The organism is Pseudomonas sp. KT_2_4, assembly GCF_041410225.1.
Lineage (GTDB): Bacteria > Pseudomonadota > Gammaproteobacteria > Pseudomonadales > Pseudomonadaceae > Aquipseudomonas > Aquipseudomonas paracarnis.
The window spans coordinates 5,813,002-5,838,106 of record NZ_CP166962.1; the positions used below are offsets into that span (position 1 = coordinate 5,813,002).

Below are 25,105 nucleotides of genomic sequence, written 5' to 3' on the forward strand. Positions count from 1 at the left end.
TATAAGTTTTAGCGCCTTTTGATCGAATTTTCGGAGTGATTCATGCAGCCTGAATTTTGGCAGGACCGCTGGGCGAGCAATCAGATCGGTTTCCATCAGCGCGAGGTTAATCCCTACTTGCGACGGCACTGGCCCGTGTTGGGGTTGCCCGAGGGGGCAAAGGTGCTGGTGCCGTTGTGTGGCAAAAGCCTGGACTTGGTATGGCTCGAGAGCCAGGGGTACCCGGTAATGGGCGTGGAGCTGTCGGAGCAGGCGGTTGAGGCGTTCTTCAGCGAGCAGGGGCTGGTGCCGCACGTCAGTCATAAGGGCGTCTTCAAGGTCTACCAGGCGGGCCAGATCGAACTGTGGTGTGGCGATTTCTTCAGCCTGGATGCGCAGGCGCTGGTCGGTTGCCGCAGCATATATGATCGCGCCGCGTTGATTGCATTGCCTCCGCTGATGCGTGCGCAATACGCCGAGCACCTGAATGCCTTGCTGCCGTCAGGCTGCCAGGGGTTGCTGGTTACCCTCGATTACGACCAGGCGCAGAAAGCCGGCCCACCCTTTGCTGTCTCGGACGAGGAAGTGCAGGTGCTGCTAGCACCGCATTGGGCGTTGGAGCGGCTGGAGGAGCGAGACATCCTGGGGGAGAGCTGGAAGTTCGTGCAGGACGGAGTGACTCGCCTTGAAGAGCGTGCTTATCGGCTGACCAGGCTCTAAAAGGCCTTTTCCTTTTGTAGGCGTGAGCGGGGAAATCAGCAGGCACAAAAAAGGGGCGATTAGATCGCCCCTTGTCGAGTCATCCGGCTATCAGCCGCGGCGACGCAATGCGTCAATCCGCTCTTCCAGCGGCGGGTGGCTCATGAACAGGCGAGCCAGGCCCTGCTTGATGCCGCCGTTAATGCCGAAGGCGGTCAGGCTGTCGGGCATATGCACCGGCAGGCCCTGTTCAGAGCGCAAGCGTTGCAGCGCGCCGATCATTGCGCTGGTGCCCGCCAGGCGTGCGCCGGCTTCGTCGGCGCGGAACTCGCGTTTGCGCGAGAACCACATCACGATGGCGCTGGCCAGGAAGCCCAGGACCAACTCGGCGAAAATGGTCGCCACGAAGTAGGCAATGCCGCGGCCTTCTTCGTTCTTGAAGATGACCTTGTCGACGAAGTTGCCGATGATCCGCGCGAAGAACATCACGAAGGTGTTCACCACGCCCTGTACCAGCGCCAGGGTGACCATGTCGCCGTTGGCCACGTGACCGATCTCGTGGGCCAGCACCGCCTTGACTTCATCGGGCGAAAACCGCTCCAGCAGGCCCTGGCTCACGGCCACCAGCGCGTCGTTCTTGTTCCAGCCGGTCGCAAAGGCGTTGGCCTCATAAGCCGGAAAGATCCCCACTTCGGGCATTTTGATGCCGGCTTCTTGAGACAACTGTTCCACGGTTTGCATCAGCCATTGTTCATGGCGAGTGCGGGGTTGAGTGATGATCTGGGTGCTGGTGCTCATCTTCGCCATCCACTTGGAGATGAACAGCGAAAACAGCGAACCGGCAAAACCAAAGACCGCACAGAAAATCAGCAGCTGATTGAGGTTCAGATCAACCCCATTGGCCGCCATGAACCCGTTGAAGCCAAAAAGGCTCAGGGTGACGCTGGCAATCAGTACGACCGCCAGGTTAGTGGCCAAGAACAGCAGGATGCGCATCATGGTTGTAGAATTCTCCTCATGCTTAATATGTCGCTCACTGCGGGGTATATAAGGTGCGGCATGGGGTGATTCAACCGGGGGACTATTTCAAACTGTGTCCTACGCCTCGGGCGTAGGGCCTTGAAGGGATTTTCCGACCTGTATCGTCAGCCCTTATCAACCCGATACTACCTCGCCGCCCCGTGATTATAAGGGGTACGTCCTCGGCAGGGGCCAAATGAAGTACAACCGCAAGTAAGTGACGCAGAAGTGTTGCCAGATAATCGCTGTACGACCCCAAGTGAGTCGTACAGCGTCAATGGCCTTACTGGCGATAGGACTTCAGGAAGTTGCCGATGCGACCAATGGCCATTTCCAGGTCATCCACGCGTGGCAAGGTCACTACGCGGAAGTGATCCGGCCATGGCCAGTTGAAGGCGGTACCTTGCACGACCAGCAGTTTTTCCGACAGCAGCAGGTCGAGCACGAACTTCTCATCGTTGAGGATCGGGCAGACTTTCGGGTCGATCCGCGGGAACGCATAGAGCGCACCCATGGGCTTCACACAGCTCACGCCGGGGATAGCGTTAAGCAACTCCCAGGTGCGGTTACGCTGCTCCAGCAGGCGGCCTTGAGGCAAGACCAGGTCATTGATGCTCTGGTAGCCGCCGAGGGCGGTCTGGATCGCGTGCTGGCTCGGTACGTTGGCGCACAGGCGCATGTTGGCCAGCATGTCGATGCCTTCTATATAGCTTTGCGCATTGTGCTTGGGCCCGGAGATGGCGATCCAGCCGGAGCGGAAACCCGCCACGCGGTAGGACTTGGACAGGCCATTGAAGGTCAGGCACAGCAGGTCCGGGGCCAGGGAGGCGGTGCAGATATGCACGGCGTCATCATAGAGGATCTTGTCGTAGATCTCGTCGGAGAACACCACCAGGTTGTGCTGACGCGCCAGTTCCAGCATGCCCAGCAATACTTCCCTGGAGTACACGGCGCCGGTGGGGTTGTTCGGGTTGATGATCACCAGAGCCTTGGTGTTGGGAGTGATCTTGGCCTTGATGTCGGCCAGGTCCGGGAACCAGTCGGCGCCCTCATCACACAGGTAATGCACCGGGTGGCCGCCCGCCAAGGTCACGGCGGCGGTCCACAGCGGGTAATCCGGGGCTGGCACCAGGACTTCATCGCCGTTGTTGAGCAATGCCTGCATGGACATCACGATCAGCTCGGACACGCCGTTGCCCAGGTAGATGTCCTCGATGCCGACACCTTCGACCTGCTTCTGCTGGTAGTACTGCATCACCGCCTTGCGCGCGCTGAACAGGCCTTTGGAGTCGCTGTAGCCCTGGGCGGTCGGCAGGTTGCGGATCACATCCTGGAGGATTTCGTCCGGCGCTTCGAAACCAAACGGCGCCGGGTTGCCAATGTTCAGCTTGAGGATGCGATGGCCTTCCTCTTCCAGGCGTTTGGCGTGCTTGAGCACCGGGCCGCGAATGTCATAGCAGACGTTGGCGAGCTTGTTCGATTTGCTGACCTGCATGGCGATGTGATCCTGAAAATGAACGATCCCGACGGCGTAGGCACTACCGTAGGGTGAAGCCTGCACGGCCCGCACCCATAAATACGTTTGAATGCCGATGGCGCGGGTGCCAGACTGGCGTTTTGAAGAGGCGCAATCATACGTGCCGTCTGATCCATGGAAAAGACACAGATCAGGGTTTTTCAGTTGCCGAGGTGTACCGATGGAAAAGTTGCAGAAAACTGTAGATGAATGGAAGGCGATGCTCGATCCGGAGCAGTACAACGTGTGCCGTCTCAAGGGTACCGAGCGACCGTTCAGCGGCAAGTACAACGCCACCAAGACCGACGGCGTCTACCACTGCATCTGCTGCAACGAGCCGCTGTTCGATTCCAAGGCCAAGTTTGATTCCGGCTGTGGCTGGCCCAGCTTCTATGAGCCGATTGCCGACAGCGCGATGGTCGAGATCCGCGATGTCAGCCACGGCATGATTCGTACCGAAGTCACCTGTGCCAAGTGTGACGCACACCTGGGGCATGTGTTCCCGGATGGTCCGCCGCCGACGGGCCTGCGCTACTGCATCAACTCGGTATGCCTGGAGCTGGTGCCGCGCTAGGCTTGCATGGTCCCTGCAGGAGCGAGCGTGCTCGCGAAAAACGTCAACAATAACGCGGGCTTCCTGAATGAACGCGGCGCCTGATGGTTTTTCGCGAGCAAGCTCGCTCCTAAAATAAGGCTCTTTTTTCCTGACTGAGGCATTGCCATGAGCGACTCCCTGCTGAGCATCCCTTGCACCACCATAAAGGGTGAACAAAAGACCTTGGCCGATTTTGCCGGCAAGGCCATTTTGGTGGTCAACACCGCCAGCAAATGCGGCTTCACCCCGCAGTACAAGGGCCTTGAGCAGCTTTGGCAGCAATACAAGGACCAGGGCCTGGTGGTGCTCGGCTTTCCCTGCAACCAGTTCGGCAAGCAGGAACCGGGCAACGAAGGCGCGATATCCGAGTTCTGCGAGCTGAATTTCGGCGTCAGTTTTCCGCTGTTCAAGAAAATCGACGTCAATGGCAGCGATGCCCACCCGCTGTTCGTGCAGTTGAAAAAACAGGCCCCGGGACTACTGGGTTCCAAGAACATCAAGTGGAACTTCACCAAGTTCCTCATCGGCCGTGATGGCCAGCAGGTCAAGCGCTTTGCGCCAACCACCAAGCCCCAGGACTTGACCCAGGAGATCGAAGCCCTGCTCAAATGACCTAAGCATTGCGGGTACCCCTCAGAGGCTGATGGTCTTCGGTACCCACAGCTCCAGCAAGGCGTTGAGTTCTTCCCGGCGAAACGGCTTGGCCAGGTAATCGTTCATTCCCGCGGCCCGGCAACGCTCGCGTTCTTCGGCCATCGCGTTGGCGGTCAAGGCCACGATGGGCAAGTCCGGCCACCGCCCGCTGCGACGAATCTGTCGGCTGGCCTCATAGCCATCCATCACGGGCATGTTGCAGTCCATCAACACCATATCGAAGCGCTGATCCTCCAGCAGCTTGAGGGCTTCGCCACCGTGGGCCGCGACGATCACCTCGCACCCGAGCTTGCTGAGCATGCCCTTGGCCACCAGTTGGTTGACCGCGTTGTCCTCCACCAGCAGGATGCGCGCGCGGTGCGCAAGCGGTGCGGCTTCTATCTGCACCGGATCGAGGACCAGTTGCGCGTCGCTGCGCAGGTTGCGTTGCAGGATCTGGTACAGCGCGTTGCGGCTCAACGGGCGGGCTTGTTGCTGCAGCGGCGCCAGGGCCGCGACTTCAGCGCTGGGCAAAAAGTTGCCGTAGGCGGTGACCAGCAGAATCGGCGCGCTGATGCCCGGGCGCAAGCGGAACAGGCATTCAGGGCAGTCGGTGATCAACAGGTCGGGCGCCAGCCCGCTCAGATCATCGTCCTGGGAATAGCAGCGCGGCGTCAGCCCCCAAGAGGGCAGCAGGGTGGTGAGCAGCTCCGTCAGCCCGCCGCCGGCGTTGGTGATGGCGATCACCTCGCCGGTGAGCGGTGCATAGCGTGTGGCAGGCAAATGCGCGGGCAGCGGGAGGTCGGCGCAGAACTGGCTGCCAAAGCCCACCTCCGAGCTGATACTCAAACGACCTTGCATGGCTTCGCACAGGTTATGGGTCAACGCCAGGCCCAATCCCGTTCCACCAAACTGGCGGGTGATGCCAGCGCCGGCCTGGGTGAATGGTTGGAAAATTTTCACTTGGGCTTCCTGAGCGATACCAATGCCGGTATCGCACACTTCGATGCTGACCCTGCCTGCCGAGGCGCGCAGGCGCACGTCGACGCGGCCAAAGCGGGTGAACTTCAAGGCATTGGAGAGCAAGTTGCTGACGATTTGCCGCACACGGGTTGGGTCGCCGATCACCTGGGCGGGAAATCGCGGGTCGATCAGGCAGGTCAACTCAACACTCGGCGCCGCGTTTTGCGACAGCAGGTTGGCGGTGTCCTCCACCAGGGAGCCCAGGTCGAACGGAATATGCTCCAGCTCCAGTTGCCCAGCGTCGAATTTGGACAGATCGAGGATATCGTTGAGCAACTCCACCAGCACTTTACCTGAGTCATGGGCAATGGACAGTTGCTGGCGCTGTTCGGCAGTCAGCGGGCTGTCCAGTGACAGGGCAATCATGCCCAGCAGCCCATTGAGTGGCGTGCGGATTTCATGGCTCATATTGGCCAGGAATGCCGCCCGCGCCTGGGCCATGCCCAACGCCGTCATTTTCGCTGCTTCCAGCTCATCGTTGGACTGGCTCAAGCGTTGGTTGCTGGCCTTGAGTTCAAGGGTGCGCGCCGAAACGATATTTTCCAGCTGCCCCAGGTACTCCGTGAGGCGGTCTTCGGCGTGGCGCCGTTGCTGGATCTCGGTTTCCATGTTTTCAAATTGCTGGTTAGCGACATTGACCAGCACGCCGATTTCATCGTGTTCATGCCCCGCGGGGCAATCCAGTCGCGCCTGTTTGCGTGTGCTCAGTTCGCGAATAATGCGCACCAGCGGTTGGGTGAGCATCACATAGAACAGGCCCAGCAAAATCCCGGTGAGCAGCAGGCTGCGGGCGAAGCCGTTGAGCAGGGTGATCTCGGCGCGATGCAGGAAACGGCTGCCAAAGGCATAGGTATCGACGTCCAGGCGTAGCACACCCAGGGAGTCGTTGGGCATATGGCTGAGAAACAGCCGGTCTTCAAACTGGCGATTGGCCCCAAACAGAAAATCGCTGACGGGCCGATAGTTGCTTTCTTTGCGCGGGCGGTTGACGTCGGCCAGCACCACGCCATTGTTGTCGATCAACTGCGCGCGGATGATGGCAGGGGAGTGCAGCAGGCCCAGGGTCAGTTCCTGGGCGAGTTCGGCATCGATGTTGTAGGCGATGCGTGACGCCGGGTTATGGCTGATTTCAATCAGTGAGCGTATTTCACGGTTGATGGATGCGTCTTCGCTGGCATAATCAATGCCGATTTGGATCAGGCTGAGCAAGGTTCCCAACACGAAACCGACCAGCACAGTCAATCTGGCTTGTTTATAAGACAAGCGGTGGGCGAACTTGATATCCATCGAGTGTTGAACCACTTAGCGTTTCCCTTCGCCCGGCAAGCATAGCTGAACATCCACAAGCTTTGGCTTGCCCGGCATGAATCGTTTGTTTGATGCAGCCCATGCAGTGTGCCGCAGGGTTGCCAATACGCCATCTTTTGCAAGAACTTGCCAGAGGAATAGCTGTGGATTCTCGATTGAATGCCTTTCTTGAGCGTGCCGATGCGGTGCTGGCTCGCCTGGAACCGTTGTTACCCGCACCGCGCCAAGCGATCGACTGGAACCAATGCCTCGCCGCCCGTTGGCAGCGCGAAGGCCGCAATGGCTTCCTGTTGCCGCTGGAGGTCAGCCTGGACATGCGCTTGTCGGACCTGATAGGTGTCGACAAGCAACGTGAACAACTGGCGCGCAACACCCAACAGTTCCTCGACGGTTTGCCCGCCAACCATGCGCTGTTGTGGGGTTCGCGTGGCACCGGCAAGTCTTCCATGGTCCGTGCCTTGCTCGCCCAGCACGCCAACGCGGGCCTGCGCTTGATCGAGATCGAGCGTGACCACCTGGCGGACCTGCCGCGGGTGGTCGAGCAACTGATCAAGCTACCACAACGCTTTATTTTGTTTTGCGATGACCTGTCGTTCGAGGCCGGCGAAGGTGACTATCGGGTGCTCAAGAGCGTGCTGGATGGCTCCCTGGAGCAGGCGCCGGAAAACGTGCTGCTGTATGCCACGTCCAACCGTCGCCATCTGGTGCCGGAAAACCAGAGCGACAATGACAACTGGAAACGCGTGGATGGCGAGTTGCACCCGAGCGAGGCGGTTGAAGACAAGATTGCCTTGTCGGATCGTTTTGGTTTGTGGTTGTCTTTCTACCCGTTTAGCCAGGAGCATTTCCTGGATGTGGTGGAGCACTGGATCGGTGAGCTGGCCAGCAAGGCCGGCTTGCAGTGGCAGCGCGATGAACAGCTTGATGTCCTCGCGGTACGCTGGGCCACTGGGCGCGGCAACCGCAATGGTCGGTGTGCCTATCAATTCGCCCGTTACTGGGTAGGTCTCAAATTGCTGGAACGTCAACCATGATCGATCTACAACAGGCCGGCAGCGGCCTTGATGGCTATGCCATGCTGTGCGCGCAACTGGAGTCGCTGTTGGCTGATGAACGCGATTTTATTGCCAACAGTGCGCAGTTTTCCGCGTTCCTGTTCAACCAGCTGGATGACTTGAACTGGGCGGGTTTTTACCTTAATCGCAATGAAGAGCTGGTGCTTGGGCCATTTCAGGGGCAAATCGCCTGTGTGCGCATTCCGTTCGGTCGTGGCGTGTGTGGTGCGGCTGCGGCAACGCGGCAAACCCAGCGCGTGGAAGATGTGCACGCATTCCCAGGCCATATTGCCTGCGACAGCGCTTCGAACAGTGAATTGGTGGTGCCCTTGGTCAAGGACGGTCAATTGATTGGCGTCCTTGACCTCGACAGCCCGTCCTTGGCCCGGTTTACCCCCCAGGACCAGGTGGGGATCGAGCGCTTGGCGGCGATTTTCCTGCGATTGACCGACTGCTGAAGCGGCGGGTGTTTATGCCGGTAGCGCAAGGAGCGCGTTTGCTCGTTCCTTGGGCTACCGGCTGTTGCACTTATTGGCCTGGCAGCTCATCCAGCTGAACCTGCAACATCTTTTCCAATTCCAGCATGAGTTGTTCCAGTGCCTTGATGCCGCTTTCGATCACCGCCCACTCCTCATTGCGAGAGCAGGTTTGCTCCAAGGCTTCGCATTGCCCCGCCAATGAGTGGGCTTGCACGATACGGGCCGCGCCTTTGATCTTGTGAGCTTGCTCAATGATGTCTGAGAGGGGCGCGTGTCGATCCAGCAGTTCGATAAGCAGCTGGCGGTCGTGAAGGCTGCTGCTCAGCAGTTCCTCCAGCAAGCGTCGACTCAAGTGGGGATCACCGCCGGTCAGCGCTTCCAGGCATTCGAGGTCCAGCCGTGGGTGCACGGCTTTAGGGACAATGTGTGTCAGTTGGCGCTCCAGCACGGTAAGGCTGATGGGCTTGAACAGGCAGTCATCCATGCCGGCTTGCACGCACCGTTGCCTTTCCTCTGGCTGGGCGTTGGCGGTAAAGCCCAGTACCACGCAGGGCACCAATTGCTCGCGCTGCTCATACTCACGGATTGAGCGACTCAGTTCATAGCCATTCATGATGGGCATATTGCAGTCGGCAATCACTAAGTCGAAATGCTCTTTACGCCAGGCCTGGAACCCCGCCGCACCGTGCTCGGCAGCGGTGAATTTATGGCCCAGGTAGCCCAGCTGCTGGCACATCAGCAGGCGGTTCGCCGGGTGATCGTCGACCACCAGTACATTAAGCATCAGTGCGGTAGCCGGCTTTTGCGGCGTTTGGTCACCTACCGGCTGGACCGCTTGCAAGCGGGGCATGCTCAGGTTGACGTGCACCTGGGTGCCCACCATGGGCACGCTGCTCAGGCTCAGTTGGCCGCCCATCATCGCGCACAGGCTGCGGCAGATCACCAGCCCCAGGCCCGCACCACTACGGGCCAGTTGCCCGGAATTGTCTGCTTGCGCAAAGGGTTCGAACAGGCGTAGTTGGTCCTCCCGACTGATGCCGATGCCGGTGTCTTCCACCACCAGTTTCAGCTCGATCTGCTCCGGTGCCTGGGTAGGCTGCAGTTCAACCTTGATCTTGACCTGTCCCTGTTCGGTGAACTTGATCGCGTTGCTCACAAGGTTCGAGAGCACCTGCTTGAAGCGCAGCGGGTCTATCAGCACCTCGATATCGTTAAGGTCGGGCTTGAACTCCAGCAGCAGGCTGAGGGTTTTTTGCCGTGCAAGACCGTCGAACACGCGCACCACTGATTCAATGACCTCCCGCAGGTTCACGCGCTCCGGCGCCAGGCTGAGGCGGCCCGACTCGATACGCGCGATGTCGAGGATGTCACCGATCAGTTCCAGCAGGTCTCTGGCCGAGTTGTACGCCACTTCGATTGCCGGACGGTCAAGATGCCCTTGATCGGCGCGCTTGAGCGTCAGTTCGAGCATGCCGATCACGGCGTTCATCGGGGTGCGAATCTCGTGGCTCATGGTGGCCAGGAACGTGCTCTTGGCGCGATTGGCCTCGTCGGCACGCTCCTTGGCGGCGCGCAGTTCATCGAATAGCTGGCGTCGGTCACTGATATCGATCCAGCCACCGATGATGCCTTGGACTTCACCCGTGGAGTCGCGGTAAGGCAGGATCCAGTGGTAGATGGTCAGTTTCCTGTCGTGGATATGCAGGCTGCGATCGAGGATCAGCGGGTTGCCCTCGGCCACCACGCGCAGATAGTCAGCATGGTACTGGGCCGCCTCCGACTCCAGGGCCATGCTCATCTGGGTCACGCTTTTGCCGATCACGTCTTCACGCTTGACGTCGAACACCTGCAGGTAGCTGTCGTTGCAGGTCTGCAGCAGGCCATTGCGGTCGCGCACGTAGATCGGATGCGGCGTCTCATTGACCAGCGCGCGCATGAACTCGAACTGATCGTTGAGGGCGCGTTCGGCCATTTTTCGATGCTTGATCTGGCGCCGCATGTAGGCGTTCCAGGCCAAGGAAATCAACAGCAACAGGCCGGTGCCGATGATGATGCGCGCGATCAACTGATGATAGTTTCGCCAGTAACTGTCGGACGCGGCGGTGTAGCCCCGCCAGCGGCTGTTGATCACGCCCATTTCATCCGGGGCAATGCTGAGCAGGGCCTTGTCGAGGATCGAGCTCAACTCCGTGGCTTGGCGCGAGGTGGCCAGGGTGAATGTTGCGGGGGTGGTGCCGATGCTGGCGCTGATTTGCAGGCGGTCCTGGAAAACCTGGGAAGACAGGAAGTAGTTGGCGATCACCAGGGTGTTCACGGCCCCATCTACTTGTCCCTGTGCGAGCAGCTCGGATGCTCTGAATGTATCACTGGTTTCCACCAGGTGAATCTCAGGAAAGTCCTTGGTCAAGGTTGCGGCCAAGGGGTTACCCTGGGTTATCGCCAGGCGCTTTCCGGCCATTTGCTCCATGTTCGACGGCGCTCCTGGCTCTTTGCGCGTCAACAGCACATAGGAGTTTTCGAGGTAAGGGCGGCTGAAATTAAGTTGTGGGTCTCGCTCGTTGCTGGGAACGATGGCCCCGATCATATCGACTTTCTGGGTCGCGACCTGGTCGATCATCGCGTTGACGTCGCGCCCACGTTGTACCGAAAAACGCAGGCCGGTGCGCAGGCGGATCAATTCCAGCAGGTCCGCGGTGATCCCGCGAAAGTTGCCGTCCGCATCGAAAAATGTCAGTGGCGCGAAGGTTTCGTTGACGATGACCGTCACCACCGGGTGGTCTTTGAGCCAACGCTCTTCGCGCTGGGTCAGTTGCAGTTTCTTGTCGGTCAGCAGGATATCGCTGCCGGCGCTCCAACGCTTGGCGATGCTCTCCCGTTCATTGATGGGCACCGAAGCCAGTGCTGAATCGACAATGCTCAAGAGCATCCGGTTGTCCTGACGCGTGGCAAAGCTGAAGCCATAAGCTTCATGCTTGCCGAAGTTGGTCATGCGAATGTTTTTGAGGTAGCCCTTGTTGATCATGTAATGGGTGGAAATGGTGTCACCGAGAAACACATCCGCCTGGTCGAAGGCCACTGCATTCAAGGCATTCTGATAAGAGGGGTAGGCGCGGATGATCGCCTTGGGGTACAGCTTTTCCACCTCATTAAGCGGCAGGTAGTGATAGACAAGGCTCAGGCGCAGCCCGTCGAGGCCTTCACTGAGGCTGCGGGTTTCTCCCTCGCGTGTGACCAAGACTGGCTGGTCTACCGCATAGGGTTCGGAGAGGATCAGATTCGGCGTTGCAGCCTCAAAGCCGTTGGAGGAGCCCAACAAGTCGATTTCCCCGGCTTCCAGGGCGCGAATGGCAGCCGCCCGGGACGGGTAGCGCATCACAGTGATGGGCAGGGAGAGTGCCTTGGCCAGCAATCCCGCGTAATCGGCGGTAAGGCCTTCATAATCATGTCCGCTGGACGTGAGGTCAAAGGGTGGATAGTCAGGACTGGATGTACCCAGCGTTAGTTCACGTTTGTTATGCAGCCACTGGCGCTGGGCCTTGTCAAAATGAGTGTCCAGTTGTACAGCTCCCGCACGACTCAAGAGGGTGAAGCGTTCCGGGCTGGTTTGGTGCTCTGCCAGCACAGTTGTGCTGAAGTACAAACCGGCACTTAATATAATCAGATAGTCCTTTATACGCCTGGGCATCCGCTTTCTCACACTAGCGCGTTTCGTTTTGCCAACTCGATGAGGTCGACCAAGGATTTGGCTTGGAGTTTTTGCATTAATCTTTTCTTATAAGTACTGACGGTCTTGTTACTCAGGAACATACCTTTGGCGATTTCCTTGTTAGTGCGACCTTGTGCAAACAGTTGCAGCACCATCAGCTCCCGGTCGTTGACGGTCTTGAACAGTTCCAGCTCCTGAGCATCCATGCCTTCCGTTCCGGGGCCATTCAAGGCCTGGCTGGGGAAGTAGTTGTAGCCGGATAGCACCGCGCGGATGGCGCTCAGCAACTCGCTCAGGTCACCCTCCTTGCACACATAGCCCTCTGCCCCCGAGCGCATGCACCGCGTGGCAAACAACGTCGGACATTGAGCCGTGAGGACCAGGGTTTTCATCGAGGTGTTCATGGCGTTGAACCGGCAGAGCACCTCAAGGCCATCAAGTTTCGGGATGCTGATGTCGAGAATCACCAAGTCTGGAAGGCATTCACGCACCATCTGTATGGCATCGCACCCGTTATCTGTTTCGCCGACGACTTTGTAACCTTCATGTTCCAGCAACATTCGAATGGCAAGCCGGATAACGGGATGGTCGTCGATAATAAAAACTGAGTTCATAGTCACATTCCATGCAGGTGCAGATAAAGCGGGCACATTAGCTCAGAAGGTGAGTCCGCAGTATGAAGCTCGCAAGGAGTAGATGCAGAACAGGAAAGTTCCTACATTTAAAAAGGTATAGACCTACAAGTTGTTAGGTAATCGTGACAGGGTATGTGAGCGTTTCGAGGTCGATCATGACAAGACGCAAGGCTGGGGAATTTACGGCGGGCCTCGTATCTATTTTCGTTGAAAGGAATGTTTAAAATCCTACATGAGGGGGTCAAAAGTTAAGCCGATTAATATTTCAAGATCATCTTTGTTCAAAGGTTTTGGCAAATAGCCAAGGAGGGGGAGATTTCGTTGCGCGGCTTGTGTCGTCAGGTTGACCAGTTCTGGCGTAGGTAAGCCGCTCAACAGGATGGCACTGCTGATGAAGCGTCGGCGGCTGGCGATTTCCACCAGTTCAAGCCCAGGCAGGTCTGGCAGGCATTGGTCGCATAACATCAGGTCGAAAGGGTGTTCGGACTGGCTCATCGCGCGTATGGCCTGCTCGGCATTTTCCACCGCGGTCAGTTGGTCGAAGCCGAAACTTCTGAGCAGGCATTGGGTGGCCAGGAGTTGAAAGGGGTGATCCTCCACCAAAAGAATACGGAGAGAATAGCTGGGCATAAAGAGCACACAGTAAGGCAAGCGTCGATGGGGGCAGTAGGAATGACTCGGCTGGTCCGTTGGGAGCGCGCGTGATTATTCTTCGAGTGTCTGTACGAATTCGATCAGGCCGCTCTGTTCCCGTCGTAGGGCAATTCGCTTCAGGGAACAGGTTGCCTGATGAAGTCGTTATTGGGGGCCGGAGCGCCCGGTCATTTCCCGTGCCATTTCGGTGGCGTAGCTGTCGGTCATACCGGCGATGAAGTCGATCATCCGCAGGAACGAGGCGTGCAGTGACCAGGCGGGGTCTGGCGCGCTATTGCCTAGCAGGTCGAGAATGCGCCGGTTCTTGAACGACGGGGTGCGCCCGCCATGTTGTTCAAGGGCCGCGCCGCAGAAGGCGTTCAGCAGGATTTCCAGGGTGGTGTAGGCCCCGATTTCATGCAACGTCTTGCGCTTGTCCTGGAAGATTTTCTTGCGCGCCATGTCCTTGGCATCCAGCACGCAGCGCTTTGCCGGGCCGTGCATGTGCTCCACCAGATCCCCCGGCAGCGTGCCGGCCAACAGGGCGTCCTGTTGTTCGACGAACGCCTGCGCCGCTGCGTTGGTCAGGTGCTCGATGGCTTTGCCGCGCAGGATCGCCAGCTTGCGGCGGCGCGAGTCCATTGGCCCCAGTTGGCGATAGGTTTGTGGCAGATCATCGCCGACCAGGTCCAGCAGCAATGACTCGACTTCGGCGTACTCCAGCAACTCCATTTCCAGGCCGTCTTCCAGGTCGATCAACGCATAGCAGATGTCGTCGGCGGCCTCCATCAGATACACGAGCGGGTGACGCGCCCAACGTTGTTCCTCCAACTGAGGCAACCCCAGCTTGTGGGCGATTTGCTCAAGAATCGGCAGCTCGCTCTGGTAACAGCCAAACTTGTGTTTCTTGTAGCCCAGCGAGTCGGCGTGGCGGGCGGTCCAGGGGTATTTAAGGTAAGTGCCCAAGGTGGCGTAGGTCAGCCGCGTACCGCCGTCGAACTGATGGTATTCAAGTTGGGTGAGCACCCGAAAACCCTGGGCATTGCCTTCGAAGTTAAGGAAGTCATTGCGTTCGGCGCTGCTCATGTCATCCAGCCAGCCGCGCCCGGCGGCCTGTTGGAACCAGTGGCGAATGGCGTCTTCGCCAGAGTGCCCGAACGGTGGGTTGCCGATGTCATGGGCCAGGCAGGCCGATTGCACCACCATGCCCAGGTCGCTCGGGTCGCACCAGTCGGGCAGGGCGCCGCGCAGGGTTTCGCCTACGCGCATGCCCAGGGAGCGCCCCACGCAGCTGACTTCCAGCGAGTGGGTCAAGCGTGTGTGGATATGGTCGTTGCTCGTCACCGGGTGTACTTGGGTCTTGCGCCCCAGGCGCCGGAACGCGCCAGAGAAAATAATGCGGTCGTGATCTTTGTGAAAGGGACTGCGGCCCAGTTCTTCAGGGCTGTGCAGGGGTTTTCCAAGACGTTCGCGGGTCAACAGGGTGGGCCAATCCAAGGCAGAGGCTCTCCGTAGGGTGAATGACAGCGCCAGCTTCCCGGTTCGGCCTTTATGGGGCAAGCGAATCCAGCGGTCGGCCGCGTCAGTATCAATTAACAGGCAGCGCAAAAAACCGCAATGACCAGCAGGTGTCTGGTCATTGCGGTCATTGGCTTTCGAAGGTCAGCTTTTGCGCGAAGCGCCTTGCATGGCCAACTTGATCAGTGGGATCAACCCGGCACCCAGCCGCACCAGGCGCGTGATGCTGCTGATACTGCCGCCCTTGGCGCCCTTGCCGGTAAAGAAGCCCATCAGCGTGACCGCCGCCACGCCCCACAACGGCGCGTGCTTGATGCCCAGGCTGTCCTGCCAGTTGTGGCGCATATTGCGCATTTTGTGCAGGGGGGCCATGAGTTGTTGGGACTCATGCCGGATTTCCTGGCGGTGCATTTCCATGCGCAGGCGGATCAAGGCTTTGCGCATTTCCCGGCGTGACGTATTTTGCGGGATCTCAGTCATGCTCATGGCAGCAGGCGCTCCCGGTCATTGGCCAGTTCTTCGAGCGTGGCATGGAAGGGCGTGGACTCATCGAATACCGCCGCCTTCAAGCGCACGCCGCAGAACGCAGCGGCCAGGCTATAGAACACGCAGAGGCAGATGATGCCGGTCAGGCGATAGCCCGTGTCCCACACCAGGATCATCACCAGCGTCGACAAGCCCACCAGCAACAGCAGGGCAAACACCAATGCCAGGCCGGCAAACAGCAACAGGCTGACGGTACGGGCCTTTTGCTCTTGTAATTCAATGCCGAACAACTCGACATGACTGTGCAGCAAGCCCAGCACAGCTGCGCCCAGGCGTCGGGAAGTTGAACCGCTTGCTGAGGAATGTGCGCTCGTGGATGAGCTGGATTCGCCGATAGACATGGTTAGCGCCTTGTAGCCAATAGACCGATCAAAAAACCTACGCCGGCAGCAATGCCGACTGACTGCCATGGGTTGGCTTGCACGTAGTCTTCAGTGGCAGTGATCGCCGCCTGGCCGCGCTCGCGCAATGAGTCTTCGGTCAGTTGCAGGGTCTGGCGGGCCTTGAGCAGGCTCTCGTGGATCTTGGTGCGCAGCTCGTCAGCCTGGTCACCGGCCAGCACGGCAGTGTCGTCCAGCAGCTTTTCGGTATCGCTGACCAGGGTTTGAAAATCCTCCATCAGTATCTCTTGAGCAGTCTTTGCTGTTTTACCGGCCATGGTTATCTCCGTGGGTAGCTGATCTGTACGTGTGGTTTCGAGTCGCGGCGTTCGCTGAAGGTTCACTGCAATTGTGTGGTACAGCTTTTGCTTTGCCTTGGTGCGCAGGCCCTGGAGCCTGCGCTGAATCCGGGCGGTCGAGGTGAAAACCTTGAAAAACCTTACCCTAAATCACTTAACTTCGCGGAAAAACCCTGTCGGCAACGGCCTGTTGTGTTGATCGCTGCGCTAAATCGGTTCACGCCCTCTGAAGAAGGGCGAGGCCGGCGGTGCCAATTTAGTGCGCGAAACCCTGGCTTGAACCGCTTTGGTGCTTTTTGCCTTGATGCAGGCCTGCCAACCTCCATGGAAAACTTGCAAAGCGCGGTGGACACCCTCGTCCACAGTTCCAACACCTTGTTCATTCTGATTGGCGCGGTCATGGTGCTGGCCATGCACGCCGGCTTTGCCTTCCTTGAGGTTGGCACGGTGCGCCAGAAAAACCAGGTCAACGCCTTGTCGAAAATCCTCAGTGATTTTGCGATTTCAACGCTGGCCTATTTCTTTATAGGCTATTGGATCTCCTACGGTGTGAGCTTCCTGCAACCGGCCGCCGTGATCAGCGCCGATCATGGCTACGGCCTGGTGAAGTTTTTCTTCCTGCTGACGTTTGCCGCGGCGATTCCGGCGATCATTTCCGGTGGGATTGCCGAGCGTGCCAAGTTTGCGCCGCAGCTGTGTGCCACCGCGTTGATCGTGGCGTTTATCTACCCGTTCTTCGAAGGTCTGGTGTGGAACGGCAACCTTGGCCTGCAAGCCTGGCTGCTCGCAACCTTTGGTGCCAGCTTCCACGACTTTGCCGGTTCCGTGGTGGTTCACGCCATGGGCGGCTGGCTGGCGCTGGCGGCGGTGTTGCTGCTGGGCCCGCGCAATGGGCGTTATCGTGAAGGGCGTCTGGTGGCGTTTGCGCCGTCGAGCATTCCTTTCCTGGCGCTGGGCTCGTGGATTTTGATCGTGGGCTGGTTCGGCTTTAACGTGATGAGCGCCCAAACCCTCAATGGCGTCAGTGGCCTGGTGGCCGTCAATTCGCTGATGGCCATGGTCGGTGGCACCGTGGCTGCCCTGGTAATTGGCCGTAACGATCCTGGGTTTCTGCACAACGGTCCTTTGGCCGGGTTGGTGGCAATCTGCGCCGGTTCCGACCTGATGCACCCGGTGGGCGCGCTGGTCACGGGCGTGGTGGCTGGTGGCTTGTTCGTATGGTGTTTTATCGCTGCCCAGTCGCGCTGGAAGATCGATGACGTGCTGGGCGTGTGGCCATTGCATGGCTTGTGCGGTGTGTGGGGCGGCATTGCCTGCGGTATTTTCGGGCAGGCCGCCCTCGGTGGGCTGGGCGGCGTGAGCCTGATCAGCCAGTTGATCGGCACCGGGTTGGGCGTGGCCGTGGCGTTTGGCGGCGGCTTGCTGGTGTACGGTGTGATCAAGCGTGTGCAAGGGCTGCGCTTGAGCCAGGAGCAGGAGTATTACGGCGCAGACCTGTCGATTCACAAAATCGGCGCGGTCAGTCAGGACTGATCGGCGCGTCTTCGTCAGTGTGTTCCGGTGGGTAGAAACCGTGCAGCAGGCGATAGTGGTTGCGCCGTACTTCGTTCACTCGCGCCTGCACCTGTTGGTCCGGCAGACCCAGCAGGATCAGGGCATGGGAGGCGAGCATCAGGCTCGACTCCAACAGCTCGGGCACCACTTCGCTGGCGCCCGCGGCCTTGAGCTCAGCCAACTGGCTGTCATCGCGGGTGCGCACCAAAATCGGCACGTCAGGGTTGATCTGCCGTGCCTCCTTGAGCACCACCAGCGCGACATCGCTGTTGTCCACCGCGATCACCACCAACCGCGACCGTTCCAGGCCGACGGCGCTGAGCAAAGCGCCACGGCGGCAGTCGCCGTAATGCACGCTGCTGTCCTCGGTGGCGGCTTCCTGCACCCGTTCGGGGTCATCATCCAGGGCGATAAACGCCTGTTGTTCGCGGCGCATAAAGCGCCCGATGGACTGGCCTACCCGGCCATACCCGCAAATCACCACGTGCCTATGCAGTTGGGCGTTGAGCGCGGTGATGTGTTCCAGTTGCACTTGCTGGTTGGGCTTGCGATGCAGGCGCAGGGCGATGGCCGGTGCCGCACGTAACAGCAGTGGTGTCAGCAGCATTGAGCAGAAGGTGGCAGCCAGTAGCGGGCCGTTGAACTCATCGGGAATCAACCGGCTCTGCTGCATTTGCGCCATCAGCGCAAAACAGAATTCGCCGCCCTGGGCCAGTGCCAGGCCGCTGCGCCAGGCCGTTTCGGTGTCGCTGTCACGCCACTTGACCAGCGCCGCGACGACCATGCCTTTGACCAGCATCAACGTGAGCGTCAGGCCGAGGATCAACAGGCTGTGGCTGACGAACAACTGCAGATCGATGAGCATGCCGATGCTGACAAAAAACAGCCCCAGCAGGATGTCGCGAAACGGGCGGATATCGGCTTCGATCTGGTGTCGGTAATGGCTCTCGCCCAGCAGCATGCCGGCCAGGAACGCGCCGAGGGCAGGGGACAGGCCCAGCAGGTGGGTGAGCCAGGCGGTGAGCAAGACAATCACCAGCGCCAGCAGCACAAACAGCTCCGCCGAATGAGACGCGGCGACTTCACGGAACAGGCGCGGGAGCAACCAGCGGCTGGCGAACAACAGGCCCACGAACAGCACCACGGTCTTAGCCAGCGTCAACGGCAGCGCCCAGTACCAGGCGTGGTCGCTGCTGCCGGCAAACACCGGCACCAGTGTCAGCAGCAACACCGCCACGACATCCTGGAACAGCAACACGCCTATCGCATTCTGGCCATGACTGCTGAAGATTTCCCCGAGGCTGGTCAATTCCTTGCTGACAATGGCCGTGGACGATAACGCCAGCCCTGCGCCCAGCAATAACGCGATGCCAGGCGCGAGGCCAAAGCTCATCAACAAAGCGCCCAGCAATGCCCCGCACCCCAGCACCTGCAGGCTGCCCAGGCCAAATACCACGCTGCGCAGCGCCAACATTTTCGACAGGGAAAACTCAAGCCCCAGGGAAAACAGCAGGAACACCACGCCCATCTCGGCCAGGTCCGGCAGGTCTTCGTTGTCATTGACCCAGTCCAGCGCGGTGGGCCCCACTGCCAGGCCCACGCACAGGTAGCCCAGCACGGGAGGCAACTGCAGCCGGCGAAACAACGCAATCACCACCAGGGATGAAGCCAGAATAATCAGCAGGTTGGCGAACACAGGCATCTCCGTTGCAGGGTGAGCGGCAAAAAGCCGCGAGAATCGCTGAATCAGTTATAGGCCATGGTGATCTGGGTCAGGCTTTTTGCACCGTAGGAGCGAGCAAGCTGAACTGGCCTAATGATTTTGGACACTTCAATCGGGCGTTATGATAGCGCCCAAATCTGAGGTGTTTGGATATGCGTAAATCTTATTCGAGTGAGTTCAAGCTCAAGGCTGCCAGCATGGTGCTGGATGAAGGCCAGCCGGTTACTGAGGTCTGTGCCAGCCTAGATATCGGCCCCACTGCTCTACGCCGCTGGGTCGATCAAGTGCAGAAAGAACGCCTGGGTTCGACCCCGGTAGGGGCCAAGGCAATTACCGCTGATCAGCGAGAAATCCAGAGGCTCAAAGCCCTACTCAGGGAGAAAGACCTGGACATTGAAATCCTAAAAAAGGCCAGTGCTCTCCTGCTTTTGGACGCCAAAGATCATTCACGCTGATCGATGAGCTGGACGAGCAATACGGCGTTAAAAGGTGTTGCCGGGCGTTTGGGATCAACCGTAGTAGTTTCTACGCCTGGCGCCAGCGCCAGGGCAGAGCAAATCCTGAACGGGACAAGCTCAAAGCCGCGCTGGTCAAGCACCACAGGGCGTCCAGAGAGTCGGCCGGCGCACGTACTTTGTCCAAGGAGCTAAAAGCCAAAGGGCATCGTATCGGACGTTATATGGCTCGCAGTTTGATGCGCGAAGCTGGCATCGCTAGTCGTCAGCGCAGGCGCCATAAGTACAAGTCGCCGGGCGTTGAGGCATTGGTTGCGCCGCACGTGCTCAAGCGAAAATTTGATGTAACGGCGGTTAACCAGGTGTGGTGTGGCGACGTAACTTACATCAAGGTCGGCAAGCGATGGATGTACTTCGCCGCCGTTCTGGATTTGTACGCTCGGAGGATCGTGGGTTGGTCGTTCTCGATGATTTCTGATGCCAATCTGACCTGCGAAGCGCTACGCATGGCGGTTGAGCTACGCGGCCGCCCCCAGGATGTGTTGTTTCATTCAGACCAAGGTTGTCAGTACACCAGTCATAAATTCCGAAACGAGCTTGTGAAACACGGATTTAGACAAAGTATGAGCCGTAAAGGCGAGTGCTGGGACAACGCCCCCATGGAGCGTTTCTTTGGTAGTTTGAAATCAGAGTGGGTTCCTGAAACGGGCTACAAACTGGAACATGAGGCCCGGGCAGACGTGCAGCGCTATGTCTCGCGCTACAACATCAGCAGGCCTCACAGCTACAACGACTACCGGTCGCCGGTCGCGAAGGAAAGGTTGGTGGCGTGAACCTTAATCGGTGTCCAAGATTACTTGACCAGTTCAAGCTCGCTCCTACAAGGGGCTTGTTGGGCTTAGAATGGAGATTCGTTTTGTGACCGAGTCCTTTCATCATGCTTCCTGAATGCCAGCTTTTCGGCACCCTGGGTTGCCATTTGTGTGAGATCGCCGAAGCCGAAGTCATGCCGCTCGTCGAACACGGGCTGTTGGTGGAGTTGGTGGATATCACCGATCCGCAGGACCTGACAGATGTCTACGGCCTGCGGATTCCGGTGCTTCGCCGCACGGACACCGGGGCGGAACTGGACTGGCCGTTCGACACCGAGCAGGTGGTTGCCTTCCTGCGCTGAGATTTATGCGATGGCGGCTTTTCAAATATTCAGTTACTGTATATTCGTACAGCGATTGAATAGAGGGAACGCCCGTGGTGAATGTTGAACAACTTAAAAGCAGCGTCAATCGCATGTCCGCCGATGTGGTGCGTGACGCGGTGAACGAACTGCGCCTCGATGGCTTGGTCACGGAAGGCAAGACGCCGTTTAACAAAGTGCATTTCAACACCTGCTTCGCGGAAATCGAGGCGCTGTTCCAGCGCGCCGGTTATCACAAGCAGCTGGATGTGGTGGGTTATCAGGGCTTGCTCTACGCGCTGTATGACCCAGGCCGTTGGGAAGCGGTGGACGTGCTGCGCTGGCTCAAGGAATTCACCGAGGCGGCGAGCGCCTCGCCGGTGCTGCGGGCTCAACTGGCCAAGGCCTGAGATAGGCCCTAGGCAATCGCGCGCCATGGGCGATAATGCCCGCCTGTTTTCCAGGCTTTGAGCGTCGGCATGTCCACTTTGGTTTTTTCCCCCTCCCAGCACCAAGCCAGCACCCTGTACTTGCCGCCGGGCTCCTGGGTGACGGTGCTCGATTGCCTGTGCGCACACTTCCCGGCCATTGGCCGCGAACAGTGGCTGGACCGCATTGCCCGCGGCCGGGTGCTGGATGTCAATGGCAACCCGATCAGCCTGGGCCTGGGCTACAAGGAAGGCCTGTGCATCTATTACTTTCGCGAAGTGCTCAACGAGAAAGTGATTCCGGTGCAGGAAAACATCCTGTACGCCGATGAACACCTGGTGGTGGCGGACAAACCGCATTTCCTGCCAGTGACACCCGCTGGCGAGTACGTCGAGCACACCTTGTTGCGACGCTTGATCCGGCGCCTGGACAATCCCGCCCTGGTGCCTCTGCACCGCATCGACCGGCATACGGCGGGGTTGGTGCTGTTCTCCGCCAATCCGCACAGCCGTTCGGCCTATCAGCAATTGTTTCCCACACGGCGTATCGACAAATTCTACGAAGCCATCGCACCGGCCTTGCCGCACCTCAGCTTCCCGTTGGTGCACAAAAGCCGTTTGGTGGATGGCGAGCCTTTCTTTCGCATGCAGGAAGGGCCGGGGGCCAGCAACACCGAGACGGCGGTAGAGGTGCGCGAGAAAAACGCTGATCTATGGCGCTACGGCCTGTTCCCGGTGACCGGTAAGAAGCACCAGCTGCGCGTGCATATGACGGCGCTGGGGGCAAGCATCTGTAATGACCCGTTTTACCCCGAAGTAATCAAGGATGCCGAGGACGATTACGCCAAGCCACTTAAGCTGCTGGCCCAGGGCGTGCGCTTTATCGACCCGGTGAGCGGTGAACAACGCAGCTTCCGCAGCCAGATCACCCTGGACTGGTAAACCCCAGGAACAACAAGGCCCGCGCTAGGCGGGCCTTGTGTGCAAGCGCTGAGGCTTACAGGTCTTTAACGGTGCGAACCTGATCTTTGTTGATACGGGTGTGCTTGCCGTCCAGTTGTTCGAATTCGTAGAAGCCCGAATCTTCATCGTATTTCGGGGTGTCGACGGCCTGGATTTCGCGACCGTCATTCAGGGTGATCACTGTTGGCGAGGCGCAACCGGCGAGGGTGGCGAGGCCCAGTGCAAGCATGAGAGCGGCGATGGTCCGTTGAGTCATGAGTTTGTCTCCGAGAGAATACTTTTAAATTGCTGACCTTGTGACGTACGGGACGCCGGCAAAGTTCCTTGTGCAGGGTTCATTCTGACATGCCAGCCCCGGGGTGCAACAGCTCGGGCGTATTAAGATTGGCCAGGCGTGGGTCATCGGCCGGGCATTCCACGGCCACCGCGCCCAGTTGCAGCCAGAGCTTGCGCGGGCTGCGCTCACCCGCTTGCCATGCCTGTTCCACCTGGTTTTTCAGGCTTGTGGGAATGATGCACAGCAAGGGTTCCCAGCATTCACCCTGGCGCACCATCACCGGTATCTGCGGGTTGCGTCGTGCGGTCGCACGCAGGTCGGCCAGCAGTCGCGCATCGACCTGCGGCACATCGCAAGGCAATATCAGCAGATGCGCATGGCGTGCGGCGAAGAGTCCCGCACGGATACCGGCCAGCGGGCCGGGGAAGTCCGGGTTGTCGTCACTCACCTGCTGGTCGGCATAGGGCGCGTAGCGTTCATGGTTGCGGTTGCACGAGATGATCAGGTCATCGGTGAGCGGCCGGGCCAACTGGTGCAGGTGGGCGATCAAGGGCTGGCCTTGCCATGCCAGCAGCCCTTTGTCCTGGCCGCCCATGCGTTGGCCGCGACCACCGGCGAGCAATAGGATCGAACACGGCAGTGAGGAAAATTCAAACGTCATGGTGGTTGCGCTGCGGCAGGGAAACAGGGGCCTGTGATATAACACCGGGCTGTTCCTTCGACAACCGGACCGTGCCATGAAAGCCAAGGCCGATGCGCCCTTTGTACCCCTGAATATTGCTGTATTGACCGTCAGCGACACCCGCACCCTGGAGACTGACACCTCCGGCCAGGTCTTCGTCGACCGCCTCACCGCCGCCGGCCACCGCCTGGCCGAGCGCGTGCTGCTCAAGGACGACCTCTACAAGATTCGCGCCCAGGTGGCCCACTGGATCGCTGAAGACGTGGTGCAGGTGGTGCTGATTACCGGCGGCACCGGCTTCACCGGTCGCGACAGTACCCCTGAAGCAGTGAGCTGCCTGCTCGACAAGCAGGTCGATGGTTTTGGCGAGCTGTTCCGCCAGATATCCGTGGCCGATATCGGCACCTCCACCGTACAATCGCGCGCCTTGGCGGGGTTGGCCAACGGCACCCTGGTGTGCTGCCTGCCAGGCTCCACCAATGCCGTGCGCACCGGTTGGGACGGCATCCTCGCCGAGCAGTTGGATAACCGTCACCGCCCGTGCAATTTCGTCCCGCATCTGAAGCAGGCCGAACCTTGTGAATCCCGTGGATAAGCCCGGCAAGACCGGCGCCCTGATGCCGGTGGAAGCAGCCCTGCAACGTTTGCTCGACATGGCCGCCGCCGCGCCGATCCGCGAGGAGGAAGTACTGTCCCTGGCTGAGTGTGATGGCCGGGTATTGGCCCAGGATCTGATCTCCACACTCGACCTGCCACCGTGGCCCAACAGTGCCATGGACGGCTACGCCGTGCGCCTGGCGGACTGGACCGGCGAACCCTTGGTGGTGAGCCAGCGGATTTTCGCCGGCACTGCCCCTGAACCCTTGGCGGCCGGCACCTGCGCACGCATCTTTACCGGCGCGCCGGTGCCCCAAGGCGCTGACTGCGTGCAAATGCAGGAAAACGCCGTGGTGCATGCCGACCAGCGCGTGAGTTTCACCGAACCATTGCAGATGGGCGACAACATCCGGCCTCAGGGCCAAGAGACCACGGTCGGCGAGACCGTACTCAGTGCCGGTACCCGCCTGGGCCCTATCGAACTCGGTTTGGCCGCGTCTCTTGGACGTGATCGACTCGAGGTGGTGCGGCGCGTGCGCGTGGCCGTGTTGTCGACCGGCGATGAACTGATTGAGCCAGGGTTGCCGCTCGGCCCTGGGCAGATCTACAACAGCAACCGCCGCGTGCTGTGCAGTTGGCTTGGGCGCATGGGCTGCGAAGTGATTGATGCCGGGATTCTACCGGATGATCTGGAACAGACCCGCGCGCGTCTGGCGGGGCTGGGCAACGTTGACCTGATCCTCTCGACCGGCGGTGTGTCGGTGGGCGAAGCGGACTTCCTTGGCATTGCCTTGCGGGAAGAGGGTGAGCTGGCGCTGTGGAAACTGGCGATCAAACCGGGCAAGCCGCTGACCTTCGGGCATTTTCGTGGCGTGCCGGTGATCGGCCTGCCGGGCAACCCGGCCTCGACCCTGGTGACTTTTGCGCTGCTGGCGCGCCCGTATCTGCTGCGTCGTCAAGGTGTGCTGCAGGTGCAGCCGCTGCGCTTCGAAGTGCCGGCAGGGTTCGTCTGGCCCAAGCCCGGCAACCGCCGCGAGTACCTGCGCGGGCGGATCGAACAGGGCAAGGCGATCATCTACCGCAACCAAAGCTCCGGGGTGCTGCGCAGTGCGGCGTGGGCTGAAGGCTTTGTGGAGGTAGTGGAAGGCACCACGCTGGCCATCGGCGACCGGGTCAACTTCATTCCTTTGAGCGACGTCCTGAACTGAACACAGATCAAAAATGTGGG

General features: G+C 59.4%; 27 protein-coding genes and 1 pseudogene. 13 read left to right on the forward strand and 15 right to left on the reverse strand.

From position 1 onward, the window contains the following. The first annotated feature begins 42 nt into the window (after positions 1 to 42). Positions 43 to 699 (forward strand): thiopurine S-methyltransferase, encoded by a 657-nt coding sequence (locus tag AB9N64_RS26845; RefSeq protein ID WP_371359796.1) that lies wholly within the window; start codon positions 43 to 45, stop codon positions 697 to 699. Between the two features lie 90 nt (positions 700 to 789). Here the strand turns inward: AB9N64_RS26845 and htpX are convergent, their stop codons facing one another. Beyond that, a complete protein-coding gene (gene htpX / locus AB9N64_RS26850; protein ID WP_003189904.1) occupies positions 790 to 1,677 on the reverse strand; it encodes a protease HtpX in 888 nt (295 codons plus the stop codon). Positions 1,678 to 1,981: 304 nt separating this feature from the next. After that, positions 1,982 to 3,193, reverse strand: a complete 1,212-nt coding sequence (locus AB9N64_RS26855; RefSeq protein WP_003209058.1) for a pyridoxal phosphate-dependent aminotransferase — start codon at positions 3,191 to 3,193, stop codon at positions 1,982 to 1,984. A 202-nt stretch (positions 3,194 to 3,395) separates the two neighbouring features. Here AB9N64_RS26855 and msrB point away from each other — a divergent pair, with 202 nt between their 5' ends. After that, positions 3,396 to 3,788: a peptide-methionine (R)-S-oxide reductase MsrB gene (gene msrB / locus AB9N64_RS26860; protein WP_014717680.1), complete on the forward strand. Its 393-nt coding sequence runs from the start codon at positions 3,396 to 3,398 to the stop codon at positions 3,786 to 3,788. Positions 3,789 to 3,935: 147 nt separating this feature from the next. Next, complete coding sequence (locus AB9N64_RS26865; RefSeq protein WP_014717681.1) at positions 3,936 to 4,421, forward strand: glutathione peroxidase; 486 nt, start codon at positions 3,936 to 3,938, stop codon at positions 4,419 to 4,421. Between the two features lie 21 nt (positions 4,422 to 4,442). Here AB9N64_RS26865 and AB9N64_RS26870 read toward each other — a convergent pair whose 3' ends face one another. The 3 genes and pseudogenes from AB9N64_RS26870 to AB9N64_RS26880 form a co-directional block, all read right to left on the reverse strand. Continuing rightward, a complete protein-coding gene (locus tag AB9N64_RS26870) occupies positions 4,443 to 4,763 on the reverse strand; it encodes a response regulator (protein ID WP_371360400.1) in 321 nt (106 codons plus the stop codon). Between the two features lie 325 nt (positions 4,764 to 5,088). After that, positions 5,089 to 5,313 (reverse strand): DUF2486 family protein, encoded by a 225-nt coding sequence (locus AB9N64_RS26875; RefSeq protein WP_371360401.1) that lies wholly within the window; start codon positions 5,311 to 5,313, stop codon positions 5,089 to 5,091. Then, a pseudogene (locus AB9N64_RS26880) lies at positions 5,292 to 6,752 on the reverse strand (ATP-binding protein); the annotation flags it as partial. The pseudogene AB9N64_RS26880 and the gene AB9N64_RS26875, both read right to left, overlap by 22 nt. 164 nt (positions 6,753 to 6,916) lie before the next feature. On the opposite strand from AB9N64_RS26880, the gene AB9N64_RS26885 reads away from it, so the two are divergent. After that, positions 6,917 to 7,807, forward strand: a complete 891-nt coding sequence (locus AB9N64_RS26885) for an ATP-binding protein (RefSeq protein ID WP_019820351.1) — start codon at positions 6,917 to 6,919, stop codon at positions 7,805 to 7,807. Further along, positions 7,804 to 8,286 carry a GAF domain-containing protein gene (locus tag AB9N64_RS26890; RefSeq protein WP_014717684.1) on the forward strand — a complete coding sequence of 161 codons (483 nt, stop codon included), beginning with the start codon at positions 7,804 to 7,806 and terminating at the stop codon, positions 8,284 to 8,286. The genes AB9N64_RS26885 and AB9N64_RS26890 overlap by 4 nt, the downstream gene beginning before the upstream one ends. A 70-nt stretch (positions 8,287 to 8,356) precedes the next feature. On the opposite strand, the gene AB9N64_RS26895 is transcribed toward AB9N64_RS26890, so the two are convergent. The 7 genes from AB9N64_RS26895 to AB9N64_RS26925 form a co-directional block, all read right to left on the reverse strand. Next, positions 8,357 to 11,992, reverse strand: coding sequence for a transporter substrate-binding domain-containing protein (locus AB9N64_RS26895; RefSeq protein ID WP_371359797.1), 3,636 nt, complete (start codon positions 11,990 to 11,992; stop codon positions 8,357 to 8,359). An 8-nt stretch (positions 11,993 to 12,000) separates the two neighbouring features. Next, positions 12,001 to 12,627, reverse strand: coding sequence for a response regulator transcription factor (locus tag AB9N64_RS26900; protein WP_014717686.1), 627 nt, complete (start codon positions 12,625 to 12,627; stop codon positions 12,001 to 12,003). Between the two features lie 249 nt (positions 12,628 to 12,876). Further along, on the reverse strand, positions 12,877 to 13,278 hold the full coding sequence (locus tag AB9N64_RS26905; protein ID WP_014717687.1) for a response regulator: 402 nt from the start codon (positions 13,276 to 13,278) through the stop codon (positions 12,877 to 12,879). A gap of 168 nt (positions 13,279 to 13,446) precedes the next feature. Next, positions 13,447 to 14,778, reverse strand: a complete 1,332-nt coding sequence (locus tag AB9N64_RS26910) for a deoxyguanosinetriphosphate triphosphohydrolase (protein ID WP_014717688.1) — start codon at positions 14,776 to 14,778, stop codon at positions 13,447 to 13,449. Between the two features lie 165 nt (positions 14,779 to 14,943). Next, positions 14,944 to 15,285 (reverse strand): hypothetical protein, encoded by a 342-nt coding sequence (locus tag AB9N64_RS26915; RefSeq protein WP_014717689.1) that lies wholly within the window; start codon positions 15,283 to 15,285, stop codon positions 14,944 to 14,946. Continuing rightward, positions 15,282 to 15,686, reverse strand: a complete 405-nt coding sequence (locus AB9N64_RS26920; protein WP_005786473.1) for a phage holin family protein — start codon at positions 15,684 to 15,686, stop codon at positions 15,282 to 15,284. The genes AB9N64_RS26915 and AB9N64_RS26920 overlap by 4 nt, the downstream gene beginning before the upstream one ends. Before the next feature lie 2 nt (positions 15,687 to 15,688). Continuing rightward, positions 15,689 to 16,003 (reverse strand): YqjD family protein, encoded by a 315-nt coding sequence (locus AB9N64_RS26925; RefSeq protein WP_019820355.1) that lies wholly within the window; start codon positions 16,001 to 16,003, stop codon positions 15,689 to 15,691. A 345-nt stretch (positions 16,004 to 16,348) separates the two neighbouring features. Here AB9N64_RS26925 and AB9N64_RS26930 point away from each other — a divergent pair, with 345 nt between their 5' ends. Next, entirely contained in the window at positions 16,349 to 17,557 is a 1,209-nt protein-coding gene (locus AB9N64_RS26930; protein ID WP_014717690.1) for an ammonium transporter, read from the forward strand. Here AB9N64_RS26930 and AB9N64_RS26935 read toward each other — a convergent pair. After that, a complete protein-coding gene (locus AB9N64_RS26935; RefSeq protein ID WP_038449551.1) occupies positions 17,544 to 19,280 on the reverse strand; it encodes a monovalent cation:proton antiporter-2 (CPA2) family protein in 1,737 nt (578 codons plus the stop codon). The genes AB9N64_RS26930 and AB9N64_RS26935 overlap by 14 nt on opposite strands. A gap of 173 nt (positions 19,281 to 19,453) precedes the next feature. Between AB9N64_RS26935 and AB9N64_RS26940 the strand changes: the two genes are divergently transcribed. The 5 genes from AB9N64_RS26940 to AB9N64_RS26960 all read left to right on the forward strand — a co-directional run bounded on the left by AB9N64_RS26940 (position 19,454) and on the right by AB9N64_RS26960 (position 22,300). After that, positions 19,454 to 19,756 (forward strand): transposase, encoded by a 303-nt coding sequence (locus AB9N64_RS26940; RefSeq protein ID WP_014717988.1) that lies wholly within the window; start codon positions 19,454 to 19,456, stop codon positions 19,754 to 19,756. 8 nt (positions 19,757 to 19,764) lie between these two features. Then, positions 19,765 to 20,589 (forward strand): IS3 family transposase, encoded by an 825-nt coding sequence (locus AB9N64_RS26945; protein ID WP_032901718.1) that lies wholly within the window; start codon positions 19,765 to 19,767, stop codon positions 20,587 to 20,589. A 104-nt stretch (positions 20,590 to 20,693) separates the two neighbouring features. Then, complete coding sequence (locus AB9N64_RS26950; protein ID WP_014717692.1) at positions 20,694 to 20,930, forward strand: glutaredoxin family protein; 237 nt, start codon at positions 20,694 to 20,696, stop codon at positions 20,928 to 20,930. A gap of 74 nt (positions 20,931 to 21,004) precedes the next feature. Continuing rightward, positions 21,005 to 21,340, forward strand: coding sequence for a hypothetical protein (locus AB9N64_RS26955; protein WP_003189932.1), 336 nt, complete (start codon positions 21,005 to 21,007; stop codon positions 21,338 to 21,340). 69 nt (positions 21,341 to 21,409) lie between these two features. Next, the gene (locus AB9N64_RS26960) at positions 21,410 to 22,300 is read left to right on the forward strand and encodes a pseudouridine synthase (RefSeq protein ID WP_014717693.1); all 891 of its coding nucleotides are present in this window, start codon (positions 21,410 to 21,412) and stop codon (positions 22,298 to 22,300) included. A 55-nt stretch (positions 22,301 to 22,355) separates the two neighbouring features. Here AB9N64_RS26960 and AB9N64_RS26965 read toward each other — a convergent pair whose 3' ends face one another. Beyond that, complete coding sequence (locus AB9N64_RS26965; protein WP_003189935.1) at positions 22,356 to 22,577, reverse strand: YgdI/YgdR family lipoprotein; 222 nt, start codon at positions 22,575 to 22,577, stop codon at positions 22,356 to 22,358. Between the two features lie 79 nt (positions 22,578 to 22,656). Next, complete coding sequence (gene mobA / locus AB9N64_RS26970) at positions 22,657 to 23,259, reverse strand: molybdenum cofactor guanylyltransferase MobA (RefSeq protein WP_288855799.1); 603 nt, start codon at positions 23,257 to 23,259, stop codon at positions 22,657 to 22,659. Positions 23,260 to 23,335: 76 nt separating this feature from the next. Between mobA and moaB the strand changes: the two genes are divergently transcribed. Continuing rightward, positions 23,336 to 23,875, forward strand: a complete 540-nt coding sequence (gene moaB, locus AB9N64_RS26975) for a molybdenum cofactor biosynthesis protein B (RefSeq protein ID WP_014717696.1) — start codon at positions 23,336 to 23,338, stop codon at positions 23,873 to 23,875. After that, positions 23,859 to 25,085, forward strand: coding sequence for a gephyrin-like molybdotransferase Glp (gene glp, locus AB9N64_RS26980; RefSeq protein ID WP_191949245.1), 1,227 nt, complete (start codon positions 23,859 to 23,861; stop codon positions 25,083 to 25,085). Before moaB ends, glp begins: the two co-directional genes overlap by 17 nt. Positions 25,086 to 25,105: the final 20 nt, after the last annotated feature.

Excerpts from the sequence above, each read along its gene's own strand:
- AB9N64_RS26865 (WP_014717681.1), top strand. The coding sequence starts at position 3,936 with ATGAGCGACTCCCTGCTGAGCATCCCTTGCACCACCATAAAGGGTGAA.
- AB9N64_RS26870 (WP_371360400.1), bottom strand. The coding sequence starts at position 4,763 with ATGCTCAGCAAGCTCGGGTGCGAGGTGATCGTCGCGGCCCACGGTGGC.
- AB9N64_RS26920 (WP_005786473.1), bottom strand. The coding sequence starts at position 15,686 with ATGTCTATCGGCGAATCCAGCTCATCCACGAGCGCACATTCCTCAGCA.
- AB9N64_RS26935 (WP_038449551.1), bottom strand. The coding sequence starts at position 19,280 with ATGCCTGTGTTCGCCAACCTGCTGATTATTCTGGCTTCATCCCTGGTG.
- AB9N64_RS26925 (WP_019820355.1), bottom strand. The coding sequence starts at position 16,003 with ATGGCCGGTAAAACAGCAAAGACTGCTCAAGAGATACTGATGGAGGAT.
- htpX (WP_003189904.1), bottom strand. The coding sequence starts at position 1,677 with ATGATGCGCATCCTGCTGTTCTTGGCCACTAACCTGGCGGTCGTACTG.
- AB9N64_RS26960 (WP_014717693.1), top strand. The coding sequence starts at position 21,410 with ATGTCCACTTTGGTTTTTTCCCCCTCCCAGCACCAAGCCAGCACCCTG.
- mobA (WP_288855799.1), bottom strand. The coding sequence starts at position 23,259 with ATGACGTTTGAATTTTCCTCACTGCCGTGTTCGATCCTATTGCTCGCC.
- AB9N64_RS26930 (WP_014717690.1), top strand. The coding sequence starts at position 16,349 with ATGGAAAACTTGCAAAGCGCGGTGGACACCCTCGTCCACAGTTCCAAC.
- AB9N64_RS26895 (WP_371359797.1), bottom strand. The coding sequence starts at position 11,992 with ATGCCCAGGCGTATAAAGGACTATCTGATTATATTAAGTGCCGGTTTG.
- AB9N64_RS26950 (WP_014717692.1), top strand. The coding sequence starts at position 20,694 with ATGCTTCCTGAATGCCAGCTTTTCGGCACCCTGGGTTGCCATTTGTGT.
- AB9N64_RS26900 (WP_014717686.1), bottom strand. The coding sequence starts at position 12,627 with ATGAACTCAGTTTTTATTATCGACGACCATCCCGTTATCCGGCTTGCC.
- AB9N64_RS26890 (WP_014717684.1), top strand. The coding sequence starts at position 7,804 with ATGATCGATCTACAACAGGCCGGCAGCGGCCTTGATGGCTATGCCATG.
- moaB (WP_014717696.1), top strand. The coding sequence starts at position 23,336 with ATGAAAGCCAAGGCCGATGCGCCCTTTGTACCCCTGAATATTGCTGTA.
- AB9N64_RS26915 (WP_014717689.1), bottom strand. The coding sequence starts at position 15,285 with ATGAGCATGACTGAGATCCCGCAAAATACGTCACGCCGGGAAATGCGC.
- AB9N64_RS26845 (WP_371359796.1), top strand. The coding sequence starts at position 43 with ATGCAGCCTGAATTTTGGCAGGACCGCTGGGCGAGCAATCAGATCGGT.
- AB9N64_RS26940 (WP_014717988.1), top strand. The coding sequence starts at position 19,454 with ATGCGTAAATCTTATTCGAGTGAGTTCAAGCTCAAGGCTGCCAGCATG.
- AB9N64_RS26905 (WP_014717687.1), bottom strand. The coding sequence starts at position 13,278 with ATGCCCAGCTATTCTCTCCGTATTCTTTTGGTGGAGGATCACCCCTTT.
- AB9N64_RS26965 (WP_003189935.1), bottom strand. The coding sequence starts at position 22,577 with ATGACTCAACGGACCATCGCCGCTCTCATGCTTGCACTGGGCCTCGCC.
- AB9N64_RS26855 (WP_003209058.1), bottom strand. The coding sequence starts at position 3,193 with ATGCAGGTCAGCAAATCGAACAAGCTCGCCAACGTCTGCTATGACATT.
- msrB (WP_014717680.1), top strand. The coding sequence starts at position 3,396 with ATGGAAAAGTTGCAGAAAACTGTAGATGAATGGAAGGCGATGCTCGAT.